The 17,774-nt window shown below is 70.4% G+C and carries 16 protein-coding genes and 1 pseudogene; 10 read left to right on the forward strand and 7 right to left on the reverse strand.

Annotated elements, in window-relative coordinates; translation table 11 throughout:
• Positions 1-96: pseudogene (locus ABZ948_RS38550) on the reverse strand (sugar ABC transporter permease); the annotation flags it as partial.
• A gap of 52 nt (positions 97-148) precedes the next feature.
• A complete protein-coding gene (locus ABZ948_RS38555; RefSeq protein ID WP_031116896.1) occupies positions 149-379 on the reverse strand; it encodes a DUF7455 domain-containing protein in 231 nt (76 codons plus the stop codon).
• Between the two features lie 442 nt (positions 380-821).
• Between ABZ948_RS38555 and ABZ948_RS38560 the strand changes: the two genes are divergently transcribed.
• The 6 genes from ABZ948_RS38560 (at position 822) to ABZ948_RS38585 (ending at position 7,956) form a co-directional block, all read left to right on the forward strand.
• Complete coding sequence (locus ABZ948_RS38560; RefSeq protein ID WP_359767743.1) at positions 822-2,945, forward strand: DNA gyrase/topoisomerase IV subunit B; 2,124 nt, start codon at positions 822-824, stop codon at positions 2,943-2,945.
• Between the two features lie 439 nt (positions 2,946-3,384).
• Positions 3,385-3,909 carry a DUF1453 domain-containing protein gene (locus ABZ948_RS38565; protein ID WP_359767745.1) on the forward strand — a complete coding sequence of 175 codons (525 nt, stop codon included), beginning with the start codon at positions 3,385-3,387 and terminating at the stop codon, positions 3,907-3,909.
• The gene (locus ABZ948_RS38570; RefSeq protein ID WP_359767747.1) at positions 3,906-5,057 is read left to right on the forward strand and encodes a sensor histidine kinase; all 1,152 of its coding nucleotides are present in this window, start codon (positions 3,906-3,908) and stop codon (positions 5,055-5,057) included. Before ABZ948_RS38565 ends, ABZ948_RS38570 begins: the two co-directional genes overlap by 4 nt.
• Complete coding sequence (locus tag ABZ948_RS38575; RefSeq protein ID WP_359767749.1) at positions 5,054-5,737, forward strand: response regulator transcription factor; 684 nt, start codon at positions 5,054-5,056, stop codon at positions 5,735-5,737. Before ABZ948_RS38570 ends, ABZ948_RS38575 begins: the two co-directional genes overlap by 4 nt.
• A 69-nt stretch (positions 5,738-5,806) precedes the next feature.
• A complete protein-coding gene (locus ABZ948_RS38580) occupies positions 5,807-6,367 on the forward strand; it encodes a DUF485 domain-containing protein (RefSeq protein ID WP_359767750.1) in 561 nt (186 codons plus the stop codon).
• Positions 6,364-7,956, forward strand: coding sequence for a monocarboxylic acid transporter (locus ABZ948_RS38585; RefSeq protein WP_359767752.1), 1,593 nt, complete (start codon positions 6,364-6,366; stop codon positions 7,954-7,956). The genes ABZ948_RS38580 and ABZ948_RS38585 overlap by 4 nt, the downstream gene beginning before the upstream one ends.
• 28 nt (positions 7,957-7,984) lie before the next feature.
• On the opposite strand, the gene ABZ948_RS38590 is transcribed toward ABZ948_RS38585, so the two are convergent.
• A complete protein-coding gene (locus ABZ948_RS38590) occupies positions 7,985-8,680 on the reverse strand; it encodes a response regulator (protein WP_359767754.1) in 696 nt (231 codons plus the stop codon).
• A 161-nt stretch (positions 8,681-8,841) separates the two neighbouring features.
• Here ABZ948_RS38590 and ABZ948_RS38595 point away from each other — a divergent pair, with 161 nt between their 5' ends.
• From ABZ948_RS38595 to ABZ948_RS38605, 3 genes are read left to right on the forward strand one after another with little or no spacing between them, the layout of a single operon-like run.
• Complete coding sequence (locus tag ABZ948_RS38595) at positions 8,842-9,657, forward strand: ABC transporter ATP-binding protein (RefSeq protein WP_359767756.1); 816 nt, start codon at positions 8,842-8,844, stop codon at positions 9,655-9,657.
• Positions 9,647-10,510, forward strand: a complete 864-nt coding sequence (locus tag ABZ948_RS38600) for an ABC transporter permease (RefSeq protein WP_359767758.1) — start codon at positions 9,647-9,649, stop codon at positions 10,508-10,510. Before ABZ948_RS38595 ends, ABZ948_RS38600 begins: the two co-directional genes overlap by 11 nt.
• Before the next feature lie 52 nt (positions 10,511-10,562).
• On the forward strand, positions 10,563-11,624 hold the full coding sequence (locus ABZ948_RS38605) for an ABC transporter substrate-binding protein (protein ID WP_359767760.1): 1,062 nt from the start codon (positions 10,563-10,565) through the stop codon (positions 11,622-11,624).
• A 27-nt stretch (positions 11,625-11,651) separates the two neighbouring features.
• On the opposite strand, the gene ABZ948_RS38610 is transcribed toward ABZ948_RS38605, so the two are convergent.
• The 4 genes from ABZ948_RS38610 to ABZ948_RS38625 all read right to left on the reverse strand — a co-directional run bounded on the left by ABZ948_RS38610 (position 11,652) and on the right by ABZ948_RS38625 (position 16,460).
• The gene (locus tag ABZ948_RS38610) at positions 11,652-12,332 is read right to left on the reverse strand and encodes a response regulator (protein WP_359767770.1); all 681 of its coding nucleotides are present in this window, start codon (positions 12,330-12,332) and stop codon (positions 11,652-11,654) included.
• Positions 12,332-14,002: a sensor histidine kinase gene (locus ABZ948_RS38615; protein WP_359767762.1), complete on the reverse strand. Its 1,671-nt coding sequence runs from the start codon at positions 14,000-14,002 to the stop codon at positions 12,332-12,334. Before ABZ948_RS38615 ends, ABZ948_RS38610 begins: the two co-directional genes overlap by 1 nt.
• Positions 14,003-14,205: 203 nt before the next feature.
• Complete coding sequence (locus ABZ948_RS38620; RefSeq protein ID WP_359767764.1) at positions 14,206-15,150, reverse strand: ferredoxin family protein; 945 nt, start codon at positions 15,148-15,150, stop codon at positions 14,206-14,208.
• A gap of 53 nt (positions 15,151-15,203) precedes the next feature.
• Entirely contained in the window at positions 15,204-16,460 is a 1,257-nt protein-coding gene (locus tag ABZ948_RS38625) for a citrate synthase (protein WP_359767766.1), read from the reverse strand.
• 110 nt (positions 16,461-16,570) lie between these two features.
• On the opposite strand from ABZ948_RS38625, the gene ABZ948_RS38630 reads away from it, so the two are divergent.
• On the forward strand, positions 16,571-17,731 hold the full coding sequence (locus tag ABZ948_RS38630) for a citrate synthase/methylcitrate synthase (protein WP_359767768.1): 1,161 nt from the start codon (positions 16,571-16,573) through the stop codon (positions 17,729-17,731).
• Positions 17,732-17,774 lie beyond the last annotated feature (43 nt).

The following is a 17,774-nucleotide window of genomic DNA, read 5'->3' on the forward strand; positions in this document are numbered from 1 at the left end:
GCCCGCGCTGCCCACGCCGTAGTTCTGGTTCTCGCCGAGGGCCATCTTGTACAGCTCGACCAGTGGCGGCTGCCCCCAGGTGGCCTTGGGCAGCACAGCCGCCCGTTCACCGGCCTGTGCCGGCTGGCTCGTCGTCGGACGCGAGGTGTCAGCGCTCTTCTTCGGAGGCGGTCGCGGGAACGGCCGTGAGCCGCTCCGTCTCGTCCTGTATCTCAGCGGCGATCTTCTTGAGTTCCGGCTCGAACTTGCGCCCGTGGTGGGCACAGAAGAGCAGCTCTCCGCCGCTGAGCAGGACGACGCGCAGGTACGCCTGGGCGCCGCAGCGGTCGCAGCGATCAGCGGCCGTCAACTGGCTCGCAGGGGTCAGAACAGTAGTCACGTCGCCTCTTCTCTAGCTCGACGAGCTGTCGTACCAGGGTCAACATCCAACCAGCCCCAAAACGTTCCCGCTCGTGGCTTCTCCTCGAAAAAATCTTTGCGAGGCGGCTGTCTGCTGCCGGTTGGCGGCGAATGTGCCGTATTGCGTGTCTATGTGTCTTACGGGGCTTCGCGTTGTATCGGTGGTCGGTCCTCCCGGCTGGGTTGCCGGTTGTTCATGAGGACGTGCCCGGAGCCTAAATGGTTCATGCCTGGAAGGGAACGTGATGTGTACTTCACTCCAACGAGGGATCGAACATGCATGCGAGTCTGGACTAGTGTGAGTTTCCGACGAGGGTGGCGTTACAGCGGCTCTACCAGGCCTCGGTACCCTCTCACCGGTGACTGAAGTCGCGCCCTTACCCAAGAGGGCCCCATCTGAAATTCAGCGAGGAGCGAACCGCGTGACCGCCGAGACGTCCGTGCCGTCCACAGCTCTGCTGGCAGGAGCAGACCGGGACGGTTCCAACTACACCGCGCGGCACCTGCTCGTCCTCGAGGGGCTCGAGGCCGTACGCAAGCGCCCGGGCATGTACATCGGGTCGACCGACAGCCGTGGTCTGTCGCACTGCCTCTGGGAGATCATCGACAACTCCGTCGACGAGGCCCTCGGCGGTTACTGCGACCACATCGAAGTCATCCTCCACGACGACGGCTCGGTCGAGGTCCGGGACAACGGCCGGGGCATCCCGGTCGACGTCGAGCCCAAGACCGGCCTCTCCGGCGTCGAGGTCGTCATGACCAAGCTGCACGCCGGCGGCAAGTTCGGCGGCGGCTCGTACGCCGCCTCCGGCGGTCTGCACGGCGTCGGTGCCTCCGTGGTGAACGCCCTGTCCGCCCGACTGGACGTCGAGGTGGACCGCGGTGGCCACACCCACGCGATCAGCTTCCGTCGCGGTGTCCCCGGCGCCTTCACCGCGACCGGTCCGGACGCCAAGTTCGAGGCCAAGAGCGGCCTGCGCAAGGCCAAGAAGATTCCCAAGACCCGCACCGGCACGCGCGTGCGCTACTGGGCCGACCGCCAGATCTTCCTCAAGGACGCCAAGCTCTCCCTGGAGACGTTGCACCAGCGCGCCCGCCAGACCGCGTTCCTGGTGCCCGGCCTGACCATCGTCGTGCGCGACGAGTACGGGCTCGGCGAAGGCGGCAGCAAGGGCGAGGAGTCCTTCCGCTTCGACGGCGGGATCAGCGAGTTCTGCGAGTACCTGGCCTCCGACAAGCCGGTCTGCGACGTCCTCCGCTTCTCCGGTCAGGGCACCTTCAGGGAGACCGTCCCGGTCCTGGACGAGCACGGCCAGATGACGCCCACCCAGGTGATGCGTGAACTCGACGTCGACGTGGCGCTGCGGTGGGGCACGGGGTACGACACGACCCTGAGGTCGTTCGTGAACATCATCGCCACCCCCAAGGGCGGCACCCACGTCGCCGGCTTCGAGCAGGCCGTGACCACCACGATGAACGAGGTGCTGCGGGCCAAGAAGCTCCTGCGCGTCGCCGAGGACGACATCGTCAAGGACGACGCCCTGGAGGGCCTGACCGCGGTCGTCACCGTACGCCTGGCCGAGCCCCAGTTCGAAGGCCAGACCAAGGAGGTCCTCGGGACCTCGGCGGCCCGCCGCATCGTGAGCAACGTCATCAGCAAGGAACTGAAGGCGTTCCTGACCTCCACGAAGCGGGACGCCGCCCAGCAGGCCCGCGTCGTGCTGGAGAAGGCCGTCGCCGCGGCCCGTACGCGCATCGCCGCCCGGCAGCACAAGGACGCACAGCGCCGCAAGACGGCCCTGGAGTCCTCCTCGCTGCCGGCCAAGCTCGCCGACTGCCGCAGTGACGACGTCGACCGCAGCGAGCTGTTCATCGTCGAGGGCGACTCCGCGCTCGGTACGGCGAAGCTCGCCCGGAACTCCGAGTTCCAGGCGCTGCTCCCGATCCGGGGCAAGATCCTCAACGTTCAGAAGTCGTCCGTGACGGACATGCTGAAGAACGCCGAGTGCGGCGCGATCATCCAGGTCATAGGAGCCGGCTCGGGCCGGACCTTCGACATCGACACGGCCCGCTACGGCAAGATCATCATGATGACCGACGCCGACGTCGACGGCTCGCACATCCGCACCCTGCTGCTGACCCTGTTCCACCGCTACATGCGGCCCATGGTCGAGGCCGGCCGAGTCTTCGCCGCGGTGCCGCCCCTGCACCGGATCGAGATCGTCCAGCCCAAGAAGGGCCAGGACAAGTACGTCTACACGTACTCCGACCGGGAACTGCGCGACAAGCTCATGGAGTTCCAGAGCAAGGGCATCCGCTACAAGGACTCGATCCAGCGCTACAAGGGCCTCGGTGAGATGGACGCCGACCAACTGGCCGAGACGACCATGGACCCGCGCCACCGCACCCTGCGCCGGATCAACCTCTCCGACCTGGAAGCGGCCGAGCAGGTCTTCGACCTGCTGATGGGCAACGACGTGGCTCCGCGCAAGGAGTTCATCTCCAACTCCGCGGCGACGCTGGACCGGTCGCGCATCGACGCGTAACGGCTGCGCCGGGCAGGCTGGACGAGCCGGGGCGTCGGTGTCCTCGTCGCGGCCTGCCGCGGTCGGGTGACGCCGGCCCACGGCGTGAACAGCTCGTGATCATCGCCGTGTCGCTCTCGTTCAGGGGCGGCACGGCGATTTCGCGTGAGGCGTTGTCACCGTCGCCGATGACATCGCGGCCGATGACGTTGAGGCCAATGGGCATGGACGCTGATGACATCACGACCGAGGACACCGCCATCGCAGTCAGCGCCGGAACATGCGTACGGCTTCGCCCGTGCCCAGGCCGTCGCTCCACCCCTGGGTGGAGATACGCCGGGTCGGGTGTCCACCCGTGATCCACCCGGACTCCGATCCCGTGACCTGGCATTTTCCGTAGCGTCGAAGACGTCGGCGGCAACCGCTGCCGACACTCCCTTCCTCGCTGGCGGAGGCTGTGATGTCCGGGCTCGTTGACGCATTGGTGATCGTGGCGGTGGCCGTCCTGTTGATTGCGCGGCAGTTCCGCGCCAGCCGGATAGACGCGGAGCGCCGCTGGTGGCTCCTGCCCGCTCTCCTGACCGTCGTCGCGCTGCGCGAGCCCGGAATACTCGACGCCCAGCACCCCACGGCCTCGGCGCTGCTCCTGGGCGTCGAACTTCTCGTCGGCCTGGCCACCGGCGCCGGCTGGGCCTGGACCACCCGCGTCTGGTCGGACCCGGACGGCTCCGTCTGGTGCCGGAGCACCAAGGCGAGCGCAGCCGTCTGGGCCGTCGGCATCGGACTGCGCGTCGGCCTCTTCGGCCTCGGCACGGCGGTGGGCGTCCACCAGGACAGCTCCGCCCTGCTGTTGGGGCTCGCCGGCACCCTGCTCGTCCGGTCCGGAATCCTCGCCTGGCGGGCTCAGTCCCTGACCCCTGCCGGGACTACGAGCGGGGCGTACGGTGACAGCACGATCCGGCCCGCGGGGAAGGAGCATGTGTGAAGGACAACGTCTGGACACGCTGGCCCTCCCGGGAGGCGCTGGGCCGTGAGGGCCTCTCACGCTCCCGGTGTCTGCTGGCCTGGACGGTGCGGGCCCTGGTCCTCGGAGTGCTCCTGTGGGGCGCCTTCGCCGACACCCCGGCGGGCGGCTGGAAGGCGGTGGCCGGGGCCGGAGGAGTGCTCCTGGCGGCAGCGCTCGCCTGGGCGTTCTTCCGCACCACGCTCCAGCACCGACTGTGGCCGTCGCTCGCGTCGCTCGCACTGGTCCAGGGCATCGCCGTCGCGGCGCAGATGTCGGGGTTCAAGGTGGCGGCCCTCGTCATGTGGTGCGGCTGTGCCGTGTCGGCACTGGAGCGGCTGCCACCCGCCGTCGCCCTCACCGCCGCGGGGCTGGCACTCGGCTCTTACGGACTCGTCAACGACAGTGACCCCCTGACGACCGTGGTCACCGGCGTCGGTCTCGCACTGGCCGGCTACACACTGCGCCTCGACGCCGAGGCGCGGGGCAGCGCCCAGCGGCTGCTCGCCCAGGAGCGGGTCGCGCGCGCGGCCGAGGCGGAGACGGCGGCGCTCGCGGAGCGTGCCCGCATAGCGCGGGAGATCCACGACGTGCTCGCCCACAGCCTCTCGGCGCAGCTCGTGCACCTGGAGGCGGCCCGGCTGCTGATCGAGCGCGGCGGAGACCGGGAGCAGGTGCTCGAACGAGTGGTGGCGGCGCGGGAGATGGCACGTGGCGGGCTCGCCGAGACCCGCCAGGCGCTCTCCGCCCTGCGCGGTGAGCTGACCCCGCTGGAGGACTTCCTGAGCCAGTTGGTGGGTACGTCCGACGGCGCGGAGATCACCATCACGGGTGAACGCAGGACACTGCCGGCCGAGGCCTCGCAGACCGTGCGCAGAGCGGCCCAGGAGGCCCTGACGAATGCCCGCAAGCATGCCCCGGGCGCCAAGGTGCGCCTTCGGCTCGACTACCGCCCGCACGAAGTGACCCTGGATGTACGGGACTCGGGCGGCTCGCCTGGCGAGCTGACCGGGACGGGCGCCGGGTACGGTCTGCTCGGCATGCGGGAGCGTGCCGAGCTGCTGGGCGGCTCGCTCGAGGCGGGGCCGGGCGAGGAGGGGTTCGTGGTGACGTTGAAGGTGCCGGCATGACGGAGGAGACCGAGCGGAAAACCGCTCGGGTGGTGGTCGCGGACGACCAGACCGTGGTGCGGGAGGGCATCGTGATGCTGCTCGGCCTGCTGCCAGGGATCGAGGTCGTCGGGGCCGCGGGAGACGGGGAAGAGGCGGTGCGGCTGGTCGCCGAAGTCGCTCCGGACGTGGTGCTGATGGACCTGCGCATGCCTCGCTGCGACGGAGTGGAGGCGACCCGCAGGATCCGTGCGGAGCATCCCGGGACGCAGGTCGTGGTGCTCACGACGTTCGCGGACGACGACTCGCTGTTCCCGGCGCTGGCAGCGGGGGCGCGCGGCTATCTCACCAAGGACGCGGACGGAGACGAGATCGTGCGGGCCGTGCACAGCGTGCTGTCCGGGGACGCGGGACTCTCGCCGAGTATCCAGAGACGGCTCCTGGAGCGCGTGACGGAGGCCGATCTCAGACCGGCCGCGCCCCCGGAGGCGCCGGACGGGCTCACCGCGCGGGAGACGGAGGTGCTGATCCTCATCGCCGACGGTCTCAGCAACCAGGAGATCGCGCGCAAGCTTCATGTCTCCACGGCGACTGTGAAGACGCACATCAACAACATGTTCACCAAGACGGGGCTCAAGGACCGTGCGCAGGCGGTGCGTTACGCCTACGGAAAAGGACTGGTGCGGCCACCATCGGGTTGAGTCACCTGATGGGGTGAAGAGGGAGGGGAAGAAGAGTCGGGGATCTTCCCGTTCTGTCCATCCTTGGGCATGCAGCCAAGCAAGGGCCGTCCTCGCGGAGTCGGGGCTGGTCAGGAGAGTTCGGTCGAGGATTTCGACCGTCAAGTCCCGGGCCCGGCCCAGGAGGCCGGCCAGCTGAGGTACGACGATCCCTGGTACGACGCTCTCGCCTCCGGCTGGGGCGAGTCGGCCGGTGCCGGGGCGCCCGCTCCGGCGGTCGTGCCGTCGGCGCGCGTGGAGGGGAAGGCCGGGGCCGCGGCGGCCGACGTGTACCTGGAGGTGCAGGGCAGCGAGGCCTTCCAGGAGGTCAGGCGACGGTACCGCAGGTTCGTGGTGCCGGCCTTCGCGGCCTTCTTCGCCTGGTACGTGGGCTACGTGGTGGCTGCCACGACCGCACCGGAGCTGATGGCCCGGCCCGTGGCGGGAGCGGTGAACGTGGCGATGCTGGCCGGGCTCGGGCAGTTCCTGACCACCTTCCTGCTCACCTGGGCCTACGCGCGGCACGCGCGGCTGCGCCGGGACCGGGCGGCGCTGGAACTGCGCTGGGACACACAGGAACTGACGCGTGGCAGGAACGGCGGTGCCTCGTGACAGGTGAACACCAGACGCTGGCGCTCTTGCTGTTCAGCGCGTTCGTCGCGGTCACGCTGGCGATCACGACGTGGGTCAGCCGTCACCGGCGCGGCTCGGCGGAGGAGTTCTACGCCGGCGGGCGGCTTTTCTCACCCATGGAGAATGGTTTTGCCATCGCGGGCGACTACATGTCGGCCGCCTCCTTCCTGGGAGTCACCGGGCTCATCGCGTTGTTCGGCTACGACGGGCTGCTCTATGTCGTCGGATTCCTCGTGGCGTGGCTGGTGGTGCTGTTCTTCGTCGCGGAACTGGTCCGCAACTGTGGCCGGTTCACCCTCGCCGACGTCGTGGCGGCGCGGATGCGGGAGCGGCCGGTACGGATCGCGGCGGGAACCTCCTCGGTGACCGTGTCCGTTCTGTATCTGGTTGCGCAGATGGTCGGAGCCGGAAGCCTGGTGGCGCTGCTGCTCGGGGGTACGAGCGAGGCGGCGCGGGCGTGGACGGTCATCGGTGTCGGGGCACTCATGGTGATCTATGTGTCGTTGGGAGGGATGCGGGCGACCACCTGGATCCAGATCGTCAAGGCCGTCCTGCTGCTCGGCGGCACCATCGCGCTGACGACGCTCGTCCTGGTGCGCTTCCACGGCGATCTGGACCGGCTGCTGCTCACGGCTGCGGAGCGCAGCGGGCACGGAGAGGCGTTCCTGGCGCCGGGACTGAAGTACGGAGGGGACTGGACCGCCCGCTTCGACTTCATCAGTCTGGGGCTGGCGTTGGTGCTGGGCACGGCGGGGCTGCCGCACATCCTGTCCCGCTTCTACACCGTGCCCACGGCGCGCGCCGCACGCCGCTCGGTCGTCTGGGCCGTGGGACTCATCGGCGGCTTCTACCTGATGACGATCGTGCTGGGGTTCGGCGCGGCCGCCATCGTGGGGCCGGACGCGGTGCGTGGGTCGAACGCGGCCGGGAACACGGCGGTTCCGTTGCTGGCGCTCGACCTGGGCGGTGGCGCCGGGTCCACGGGTGGAACGGTTCTCTTCGCGATCGTCGCCGCAGTCGCCTTCGCCACGATCCTCGCCGTGGTCGCCGGCATCACGCTCGCGTCCTCGGCGTCCGTGGCCCACGACCTCTACGCGTCCCTGCGGCGCCGGGGCGGCAAGCCGCGCAGCGAGGTGGCCGTGGCCCGGGTCGCGGCCGTCGGCGTCGGCGTGGTCGCGATCGCTCTCAGCCTGCTGGCCCGGGACCTCAACGTCGCCTTCCTGGTGGGCCTCGCCTTCGCGGTCGCCGCGTCGGCGAACCTTCCCGTGCTGCTGTACTCGCTGTTCTGGCGCGGTTTCACCACACGCGGCGCCGTGTGGGCCGTCTACGGCGGTCTTGTTCCCGCCGTGGTGCTCGTGGTGCTCTCCCCGGTGGTCTCCGGCAGTCCCGACTCGCTGTTCCCGGGCGTCGACCTCCAGTACTTCCCGCTGCAGAACCCGGGTCTGGTCTCGATCCCCCTCGGCTTCCTCGCGGGCTGGCTGGGCACGGTCACCTCGACGGAGGTCCCGGACGAGGCCCGGCACGCCGAGACCGAGGTGCGGTCGCTGACCGGGGCGGGAGCGGCGTGACGGCCCGGCTCCTGCCGCCGGGCGGCGGCTACGGCGCCACCCACGCGTAGCGGTGCTCCGGCCGGCCCGTGTCGCCGTACCTCAGGGAGAGGCGCAGCCGGCCGGACTGTTCCAGGCGGCGCAGGTAGCGCTGGGCCGTGGAGCGGCTCAGGCCGGTCTCGGCGGCGACCTCGTGGGCGGAGAGCGGGTGGTCCGCGCGGTGCAGGACACGGCAGATCAGTTCCGTGGTGGGCTCCGAGTGACCGCTCGGCAGACCCGGGGACGTCGGGACCGGGGCGGTACGCAGCGCGCTGAAGATCCGGTCGACCTGTTCCTGGGCGGCGATACCGCGGCCACTGCCGACCCGCTCGACGGTGCGGCGCAGGGCGGCGTAGGAGTCGAGGCGGGTGTGCAGCGCGGCGAAGGTGAAGGGTTTGACCAGGTAGTGCAGGGCGCCGAGGCGCATGGCGGCCTGGATGGTCGCCACGTCCCCGGCCGCGGTGATCATGATGACGTCGGTGCCATGGCCCTGGTCCCGCATGCGGTGGACGACTTCGAGACCCGTCTGGTCCGGCAGATAGTGGTCGAGCAGCATCAGGTCGATGCCTCCCCGCTGCACCCGTGCCAGTGCCTGAGCAGCGCTGTGCGCGCGGGCGGCCACCCGGAAGCCGGGTACCTTCCCCACGTACTTGGCGTTGATCTCGGCGACACGGAAGTCGTCGTCCACGACCAGGACGTCAATCATCGGGCCTCTTTCCGTCAAGGCCACGCGGGCGTCACGCCCGTGTTTCGGCTCCGTTGTTGTAACCCGAGGAAAACGAGCACAACAGGCCCTTGAGAGCAAAAGAACGGTATGCGCTCACAAGACTGACGCCGCCGCCGGAACCGGATCTACCGTCCCCGGCCATGAACGCAGACACCAGCCCCGCCATCGAACTGCGGGGCGCGAGCAAGACGTTCAGGACCCCGTCGGGAGGCCTGCACACGGCGGTCCGGAACCTGGATCTCACGGTCGGCCGTGGAGAGTTCGTCGCGGTCGTCGGCCCCACGGGCTGCGGCAAGTCGACCACGCTGACCCTGGTCAGCGGCCTGGAGGAACCCACCGAGGGCGAGGTGCTGGTCGCCGGGGAGCCGGTGCGCGGCGTCGGTGACAAGGTCGGCTTCGTCTTCCAGCAGGACGCGACCTTCCCCTGGCGCACGGTCCTGTCCAACGTGATGGCGGGCCCGCGCTTCAGGGGCGTGCCCAAGGCGGAGGCGAAGCGGAGGGCGAGCGAGTGGCTGGCCCGGGTCGGGCTCGGGGCCTTCGAGGACCGCTACCCACACCAGCTCTCCGGCGGTCAGCGCAAGCGCGTCGCCCTCGCCGCGACCTTCGTCAACGACCCCGAGATCCTGCTCATGGACGAGCCGTTCTCGGCGCTCGACGTGCAGACCAGGGCACTGATGTCGGACGAACTGCTCGAACTGTGGGAGGGCACGCGCGCCTCGGTCGTCTTCGTCACCCACGACCTGGAGGAATCCATCGCGCTGGCCGACAAGGTCGTCGTGATGACCGCCGGACCGGCCACCGTGAAGAAGACCTTCACCATCGACCTGCCACGGCCGCGGAAGGTCGAGGCGGTGCGCCTGGAGCCGCGTTTCATCGAGATCTACCGCGAGATCTGGGAGTCACTCGGCGAAGAGGTGCGCATCACCCGCGAGAGGGGTGCCGCCCATGTCGCCTGAAGTGATCAGCACACCGGTCGTCCAGATGGCCAAGGCACCGGACCGCGCCCACTCGCGGGCCCGCGCCGCGCGCCGGCGGAAAGTCCTTATCAACGTCGTCCGGGTACTGCTGCTGGTCGGTGTCCTCGGGCTGTGGGAGGGCCTGTCCCGGGCCAAGGTCATCGATCCGTTCAACTTCTCCATGCCCTCCCAGATCTGGGACCAGATCTACACCTGGGTGACGCACGGGACCGCGCTCGGCTCCCTGGGTGAGCAGATCTGGTACACGCTCTACGAGGCGCTGCTCGGCTGGGTCCTCGGTGTGGCCACCGGTGTCGTCCTCGGTATCGCGCTGGGACGGATCACCTTGCTCGCCGATGTTCTTGGTCCATACATCAAGGTGCTCAACTCGATACCCAGGATCGTCCTCGCGCCGATCTTCGTGATCTGGTTCGGGCTCGGCCCGGCCTCCAAGGTCGCGTCGGCCGTCGTCCTGGTCTTCTTCCCGGTGTTCTTCAACGCCTTCCAGGGCGCACGCGAGGTGGACCGCAACCTCGTCTCCAACGCCCGGATCCTGGGTGCGAGCGACCGCAGGGTGACCCTTCAGGTGGTCATCCCGTCCGCCACCTCGTGGATCTTCACCAGCCTCCACGTCAGCTTCGGCTTCGCCCTCATCGGCGCCATCGTCGGCGAGTACATCGGTGCCACCAAGGGCATCGGCCTGCTCGTCGCGCAGTCCCAGGGCACCTTCAACGCGGCCGGGGTGTACGCGGCGATGGTCATCCTCGCCGTGGTCGCGCTCCTCGCCGAAGGGCTGCTCACCTTCGCTGAGCGCCGCATCTTCCGCTGGAAGCCCGCGGACTCCGAGCACTGAAGCTCCCCGTACGCCTTCTCCGTTCCTCCCCTTCACAAGGACGTGAACCGCCATGCGCAAGACCGCCCGCTACGCCACCCTGGCCGCCGCCGGCCTGCTCGCCCTCTCCTCGCTCACCGCCTGTGCCAACGACGCCGCCGGTACGGCCTCGACCGGCTCCGGCAGCACCGGCGACGGCAAGGGCGAGAAGGTGAAGATCATGGTCGGTGGCCTGGACAAGGTCATCTACCTGCCCGCGATGCTCACCCAGCGGCTCGGCTACTTCGACGCCGAGGGGCTCGACGTGCAGTTGCTGACCGAGCCCGCCGGCGTCCAGGCCGAGACCGCGCTCGTCTCCGGGCAGGTCCAGGGAGCCGTCGGCTTCTACGACCACACGCTCGATCTCCAGACCAAGGGCAAGCACATCGAGTCGGTGGTGCAGTTCTCACGCGCTCCCGGTGAGGTCGAGCTGGTCTCCGAGAAGGCGGCGGGCGACATCACCTCGCCCAAGGACTTCAAGGGCAAGAAGCTGGGCATCACCGGGCTGGGGTCCTCGACCGACTTCCTCACCAAGTACCTCGCCGTCAAGAACGGCGTGAAGATCAGCGACTTCACGCCCGTAGCGGTGGGGGCCGGACCGACCTTCATCTCCGCGCTGCAGAAGGGCTCGATCGACGGCGGCATGACGACCGACCCGACCGTGGCCCAGGTCCTCGACAAGAAGGCGGGCAGGATCCTCCTCGACATGCGGACGCCGCAAGGCTCCCAGGAGGCGCTCGGCGGTCCGTATCCGTCGTCGAGTCTGTACATGCAGACGGACTGGGTGAACAGCCACAAGAGCACGGTCCAGAAGCTGGTCAATGCATTCGTCAAGACACTCACGTGGATGTCCACGCACAGCGCGTCCCAGATCGCCGCCAAGATGCCGGCCGACTACTCGCAGGGCGACAAGGCGCTCTACGCGCAGGCGATCAAGAGCACCCTGCCGATGTTCACCAAGGACGGCGTGATGCCCGCAGGCGGCCCCCAGACGGTCGAGAAGGTGCTCAAGGCGTTCAACCCCAACATCAAGAACGCCAAGATCGACCTCGACCAGACCTACACGACCGAGTTCGCGAAGAAGGCCGTCGGCTGAGGGCCAGGACGGCTCCGCGCCGACCGCCTAGGAGCGGGTCGCCCACACGTAACGGTGTTCCGGGCGGCCCGCGTCGCCGTACTTGAGGGTCAGCCTGGCCCGCCCCGTGCGCTCCAGGAGCTTCAGGTACCGCTGGGCCGTCTGGCGGCTCACCCCGGTGCGCTCGGCGATCTCCTGGGCGGACAGGGGGCCGTCGGCGCTCATCAGGGACTGACGGACCAGCTCCGCCGTGGTGGGGGAGTGCCCCTTGGGCAGATCGGGCTCCGACGGTGTCGACAGCGCCCCGAAGATGCGGTCCACCTCGGCCTGCTCGGCCTCCCCGCCGCCGTCTAGCGTGCGGCGCAGCTCGGCGTAGGCCTCCAGCTTGGCGCGCAGCCCGGCGAAGGCGAACGGCTTGACGAGGTACTGCAGCGCGCCGTGCCGCATGGCGGCCTGCACCGTGGACACGTCCCGCGCCGCCGTCACCATGATCACGTCGGTCTGGTGGCCGCGCCGCCGCATCTCCTGGACGACCGCGAGCCCCGTCTCGTCGGGCAGGTAGTGGTCCATGAGCACCAGGTCCAGCCGGGGCAGCGCCTCCAGCTGGCGCAGCGCGTCCGCGGCGCTGTGGGCCTCGCCCGCGACATGGAAGCCGGGCACCTTCTCGACGTAGGCGGCGTTGACCCGCGCGACCCTCGTGTCGTCGTCCACGACCAGGACCTCGATCATCACGACTCCTCCTTGGCGGCCTGCGGTACCGACGGCGCGCTCAGGACCGGTTCGGGGACCGGCTCGGCCAGCGCCTCCGGCAGGACGACGATGAACTCCGCGCCCCCGCCGTGCGCCTCACCGACGGTCGCGCTGCCCCCCTGCCGCTCGGCGAGCCTGCGCACCAGGGAGAGCCCGATGCCCCGCTCCCGGTGTGCCGGAGGCTTCTTCGTGGACCATCCCTCGTTGAAGACCAGCTCACGGTGCTCCGGCGGGATCCCCGGCCCTGTGTCGCGGACGCGGAGGATCACCGTACGTCCCTCGGCGCGCAGTTCGACCTCCACGCGCGCGTGCGGCTTGCCCGCGACGGCGTCCAGGGCGTTGTCCACCAGGTTGCCGACGACGGTGACGAGCCCTTGGGGGTCGATCAGCCGATCGGGCAGGCGGGTCCGGTCCGACACCCACAGGGCGACGCCCCGCTCGGCCGCGACGGTCGCCTTGCCCACCAGCAGGGCGGCGAGCAGCGGGTCCTCGATCCGCTCGGTCACCTGTTCCGCGGTGGCCCGGTGATCACCGACCACCTCACCGACGAACTCCACGGCGTCGTCGTACATCTCCAGTTCGAGCAGCCCCAGCAGCGTGTGCATCCGGTTGGCGTGTTCGTGGTCCTGGGCGCGCAGGGCGTCGATCAGACCGCGGGTGGAGTCCAGTTCGCGCCCCAGTTGCTCCAGTTCGGTGCGGTCGCGCAGGGTGGCGACCGCGCCGCCGTCGTCCGTGGGCATGCGGTTGGCGACCAGCACGCGCTGGCCGCGGACGGTGAGCAGGTCCGTGCCGACGACGCGTCCGGCCAGCACGTCGGCCGTACGGCCCGCGCCGAGCGCTTCGTCGGGCGTGAGGCCCACCACCGCGTCCCCGAGGCCCAGCAGGCGCTGTGCCTCGTCGTTGACGAGACGGATGCGGCCGGTGCGGTCCAGGGCGACGACGCCCTCCCGGATGCCGTGCAGCATCGCCTCGCGCTCCGACAGCAGCGCCGCGATGTCCGAGAAGGCAAGGTCCCTGGTCTGCCGGTGGACGCGCCGGGAGATGAGCCACGCCGCCAGCGCGCCGACGGCCAGGGCACCTCCGGCGTACGCGAGCAGCCCCGGGATCGCGTGGATCAGCCGGGCCCGGACGCTGTCGTAGGCGATGCCGACCGAGACGGCGCCGACGATGGTGCCGTCGCTGTCGCGCAGCGGCACCTTGCCCCGGGCGGAGCGGCCGAGGGTGCCGCTGTCGATCTCCATGACCTCGTGGCCGGCCAGGGCCTGGCCGGGGTCGGTCGAGACGATGCCGCCGATCTGCTTCGGGTCGGTGTGCGACCAGCGCACGCCCCGCCAGTCCATCACCACGATGTACTCGGCCTTGGTGGCCTTGCGGATCCGCTCCGCCTCCTTCTGCACCGGACCGTCCGGGGAGGGCGGCGTGTCCCTCAGGTCCTTCACGAGGTCCGGCTGCTGCGCGGTCGTCTGCGCGATCGCGAGCGCGCGGCGCATCGCCTGGTCGTCCAGCTGGTCACTGAGAGGCGCGAGGAACAACCCGGTCGCGAGGACCGCGACTCCCGCGGCGATCGCCACCTGCATCAGCAGCACCTGCGAGAACACCCGCCGCGGCAGGCCGAGGCGCAGGCGGCGTGCGGGGGGAGTGGGGCTCATACCCAAGAAGGTACGTGCGGCTGCCTGGCTGCCGTAACGGGTGTGGCGTGGATCTCTTGATCAATGCGTGGAGAGGCTGCATCGACGTCCGTGAAGTCGACGTCCGGGAGGCGACGACGCGGGAAGTCGACGACCGGGAAGGCGACGTCCGTGAAGTCGGCGTCAGGGGTGGACGGCGACGACAGCGCCCGTGACGGTTGCCGTCAGCTCGCCAAGGCCGTCGTCACCCTGGCCTCGCGCACCGCCACCACGTCCATCCGCGCGGGTGAACCGAGAACCGCCGCTCCGCAGCTCTCCGGGCGGGGCGGCAGGCCCGCGGCCTGGGCCACGTCGACGTGCCAGCGGCGCCCGTCCGCGTGGGCGACGGTGACCTCCCAGCACGGCGCCGCACCGGCCGTGCGGACGACGCTCAGCGCCTCCGCCGCGTAGTCACCGATCCTGCTGCGCACGGCGAGCTCGGCGGCCTGGCCGGGCCGTTCCCACGCCGAGTTGCCCCGGCAGCCCTCCAGGACGATCCGTCCCTCCCGCGCGCCGTGCAGCACCTCCTTGAGGGTGTGCGCCTCGGCCCTGCCGTACGCGTAGCCGTACGGCAGGACGAGCACCGTCGGGGAGAAGCGGTGACCACCCAGATGGGTGACCTCCCAGACGCCCTCGACCCCGGACGTGGCGAGTTCGGCCGCGAGGGGCCTGCCGAGGAGGGCGCAGCAGCGGTCGCGCTTGCCGTTGGTGCAGACGAGCGCGAGGGGGTCACCGTCGTGCGGGCGTCCGCCGAGCAGCGCGTCGAAGGAGCGGTGGTCACCCCGGCCGAGTGCGGCGAAGTCGAGATCGAGCAACTGCCCCGGATCCGAGGTCGTGGCGCTGCGCAGCCACACGTTCCCCGGCACGGTGTGGGCCACGTACACCCGGCGCGTGGCGGGCATGCGGCGGTCGGCGTGGCGCCCGGGGCGGCGGATGAGGACGATCCGTACGCCCGTGTCCTTCGCGGCCGCCTCCAGGGCACGTCCCAGCGCGGGGTCCAGGTGGCTCGAGGTGAGCGCCTTGGCACCCCACGGGCCGGGCTGTTCCAGCAACAGCCAGGTCCTCGCGGTGGCCGCGGTTCCCGCGACGGGCTCGTCGAGGTCCCGCGAGACGCTTGAGCACGTACTCACAGAGGTGAGCCTAACCTGAGTTGGCTCGCGGCTCCTCCCGGGCCCGCCCTGTCCTACTCCGGTAGTGGCTGAGGCGGCTTGGCGCCCGCGTACAAACCGCTCGGGCGCATGCGCATCGGGCGTTCGCCGTACTCCTCCAAGGCGTGGGCGATCCAGCCCGCCGTACGGGCCACGGCGAAGATCGTCTCGCCTGCTGTCGCGGGCATGCCGCAGGACGTCGTGAGCACGGCGAGCGCCAGGTCGACATTGGCGTGCAGCGGGGCGTGCCGGGCGGTGGTCTCGACGATGTCGCGGGCCGCGAGGAGGGCGGGCTCGGCCTTGGGGATGTCCTCAAGGGCGGCGAAGAGGGCACGCGCGCGTGGGTCCTCGCCGGGGTAGAGCCGGTGGCCGAGTCCCGGGATGCGGCGTCCGGCGCGCAGCTCCCCCGCGATCACGGGGGCCGGGTCGCCCTGGTCGAGGACGTCCTGGAGCAGCCGGTGGGCGAGTCCGCTGGCCGCGCCGTGCAGCGGCCCCTCGATGACGCCGAGCCCGGCGGAGACCGCCGCGTAGGCGTGCGCACGGGCCGACGCGGCGACCCGCACCGCGAGCGTGGAGGCCGCCAGGTCGTGATCGACCAGGAGGGCGAGGGCGGTGTCCAGGGCGCGCAGGGACGCCTCTCCGGGCTCCCGGCGGGACAGCCGGGACCACAGGCGGTGGGCCAGCGGGCCGGTGTCGGCGGTGTCGCGGCCCACCGGTGGCAGGGCGGCGACGAGGGTGGGGATGAGGGTGCGCGCGGTGCCGAGGACGGAGTCCTCGGACAGGTCGAAGCGCAGCGGGTCGGCGGTCGCGGCGGCGGTCGTCGCGACCCGCAGCAGGTCGGTGGGCGCCGCGTGTTCGGGCAGTGCCTCGACGGCGCGGCGGGCGACGGCGACGGAGGTCGCGGGCGCGGTGAACGTGCTGCCCGGGCGCAGCCGGCCGGTCCACAACCACTCGGCGACCTCCTCGTAGCTGTGCCGGGTGGCCAGTTCGACCGCGTCGACGCCGCGGTAGTAGTAGCGGTCGCTCTCGATGAGGGTGAGGCGGGTCCGTACGGAGAGCTCGCCGCCGGAGCCGGAACCACTCGCGCTCTCCCGCCGGTTGCGCCGGGCGAGCGCCTCGACCTCCCTGGCGTCGAAGGTGCTGCCCCGGCCGCCGGACACGCGACGGCTGCTGAGCTGGCCGCGGCTCACGTACGCGTACACGGTCTCCGGTTTCACACCGAGCAGCTCGGCGGCCTCTTTGGTGCTCAGCCGCCGTTCGGCGTCGAGGGGGGCGGGCTCTTGATCGCGCATGGGGGTCACCGTATCCGCCTAGCCGACCATTGACTCATGTATTGATCGAATCAATATTGACACAACTCAAGTCAAGCATGGACAGTCGAATCAAGTCCAGGGAGGAAGACATGTCCGTCAACAGGTCCGCAGCCACTCTTCTCGAAGCACCACGGGGGCTCGCCGGGGTCGTCGTCACCGACACCCGCATCGGTGACGTCCGCGGTCTGGAGGGCTTCTACCACTACCGGCAGTACTCGGCCGTCGACCTCGCGCGGACCCGCGGGTTCGAGGACGTCTGGCACCTGCTCGTGCACGGTGACCTGCCGGACGCCGGGCGCAGCGCGGCCTTCGCCGCCGAGACGGCAGCGCTGCGTCGGCTGCCCGAAGAGGTCCGGGCGGCCCTGCCGGCCATCGCGGCCGCCGGCGGACGCTCCGGCCCGCTCGCCGGGATGCGCACGGCACTGTCGCTGCTGGGCGCGGCCAAGGGCTTCCGCCCCGTGTACGACATCGACGCGGGGCGGCGCAGGCAGGACACGCTCGAGGCTGCCGCCGCCGTGCCCACCCTGCTCACCGCCCTGCACCGGCTGGGGAAAGGGCTCGACCCGGTGGAGCCGCGCGAGGATCTGTCGTACGCGGCGAACTACCTGTACATGTTGACGGGGTCGGTGCCGTCCGATGAGCACGCTCGGGCGATCGAGCAGTACCTGATCTCAACCATTGATCACGGGTTCAATGCGTCAACGTTCACGGCCCGGGTCATCGCCTCCACGGGTGCGGACGTGGCGGCGTGCCTCGCCGGTGCGGTGGCGGCACTGTCGGGGCCGTTGCACGGTGGTGCGCCCAGCCGGGCGCTGGACACCCTGGACGCGATCGGCACCCCGGACCGTATCGACTCCTGGGTCCGTCAACGCGTCCTCGCCGGGGAGCGCATCATGGGCTTCGGGCATGCGATCTACCGCACGGAGGACCCCCGGTCCCGGATGCTGCGCGAGGTCGCCCAGAAGTTCGGCGGCCCCCGGGTGGACTTCGCCGTCGAGGTCGAGCGTCACGTCGAGGCGATACTGGCGGAGCTGAAGCCCGGCCGCGAACTCCACACCAACGTCGAGTACTACGCGGGCGTGGTCATGGAGCTCTGCGGCCTGCCCCGCGAGATGTTCACGCCGACGTTCGCCGCCGCGCGCGTGGTGGGCTGGAGCGCCAACATCCTGGAGCAGGCGGAGGACACGAAGATCATCCGGCCGGTGGCGCGGTACGTGGGGCCTGAGGCGCCGGCGCCCGTGCCCGCCTGAGAAGAAGACGCCGCGGCCCGGCACCTCCCCCGGGGGCGGCGCG

The organism is Streptomyces olindensis (assembly GCF_040645895.1).
Taxonomy (GTDB): domain Bacteria; phylum Actinomycetota; class Actinomycetes; order Streptomycetales; family Streptomycetaceae; genus Streptomyces; species Streptomyces olindensis.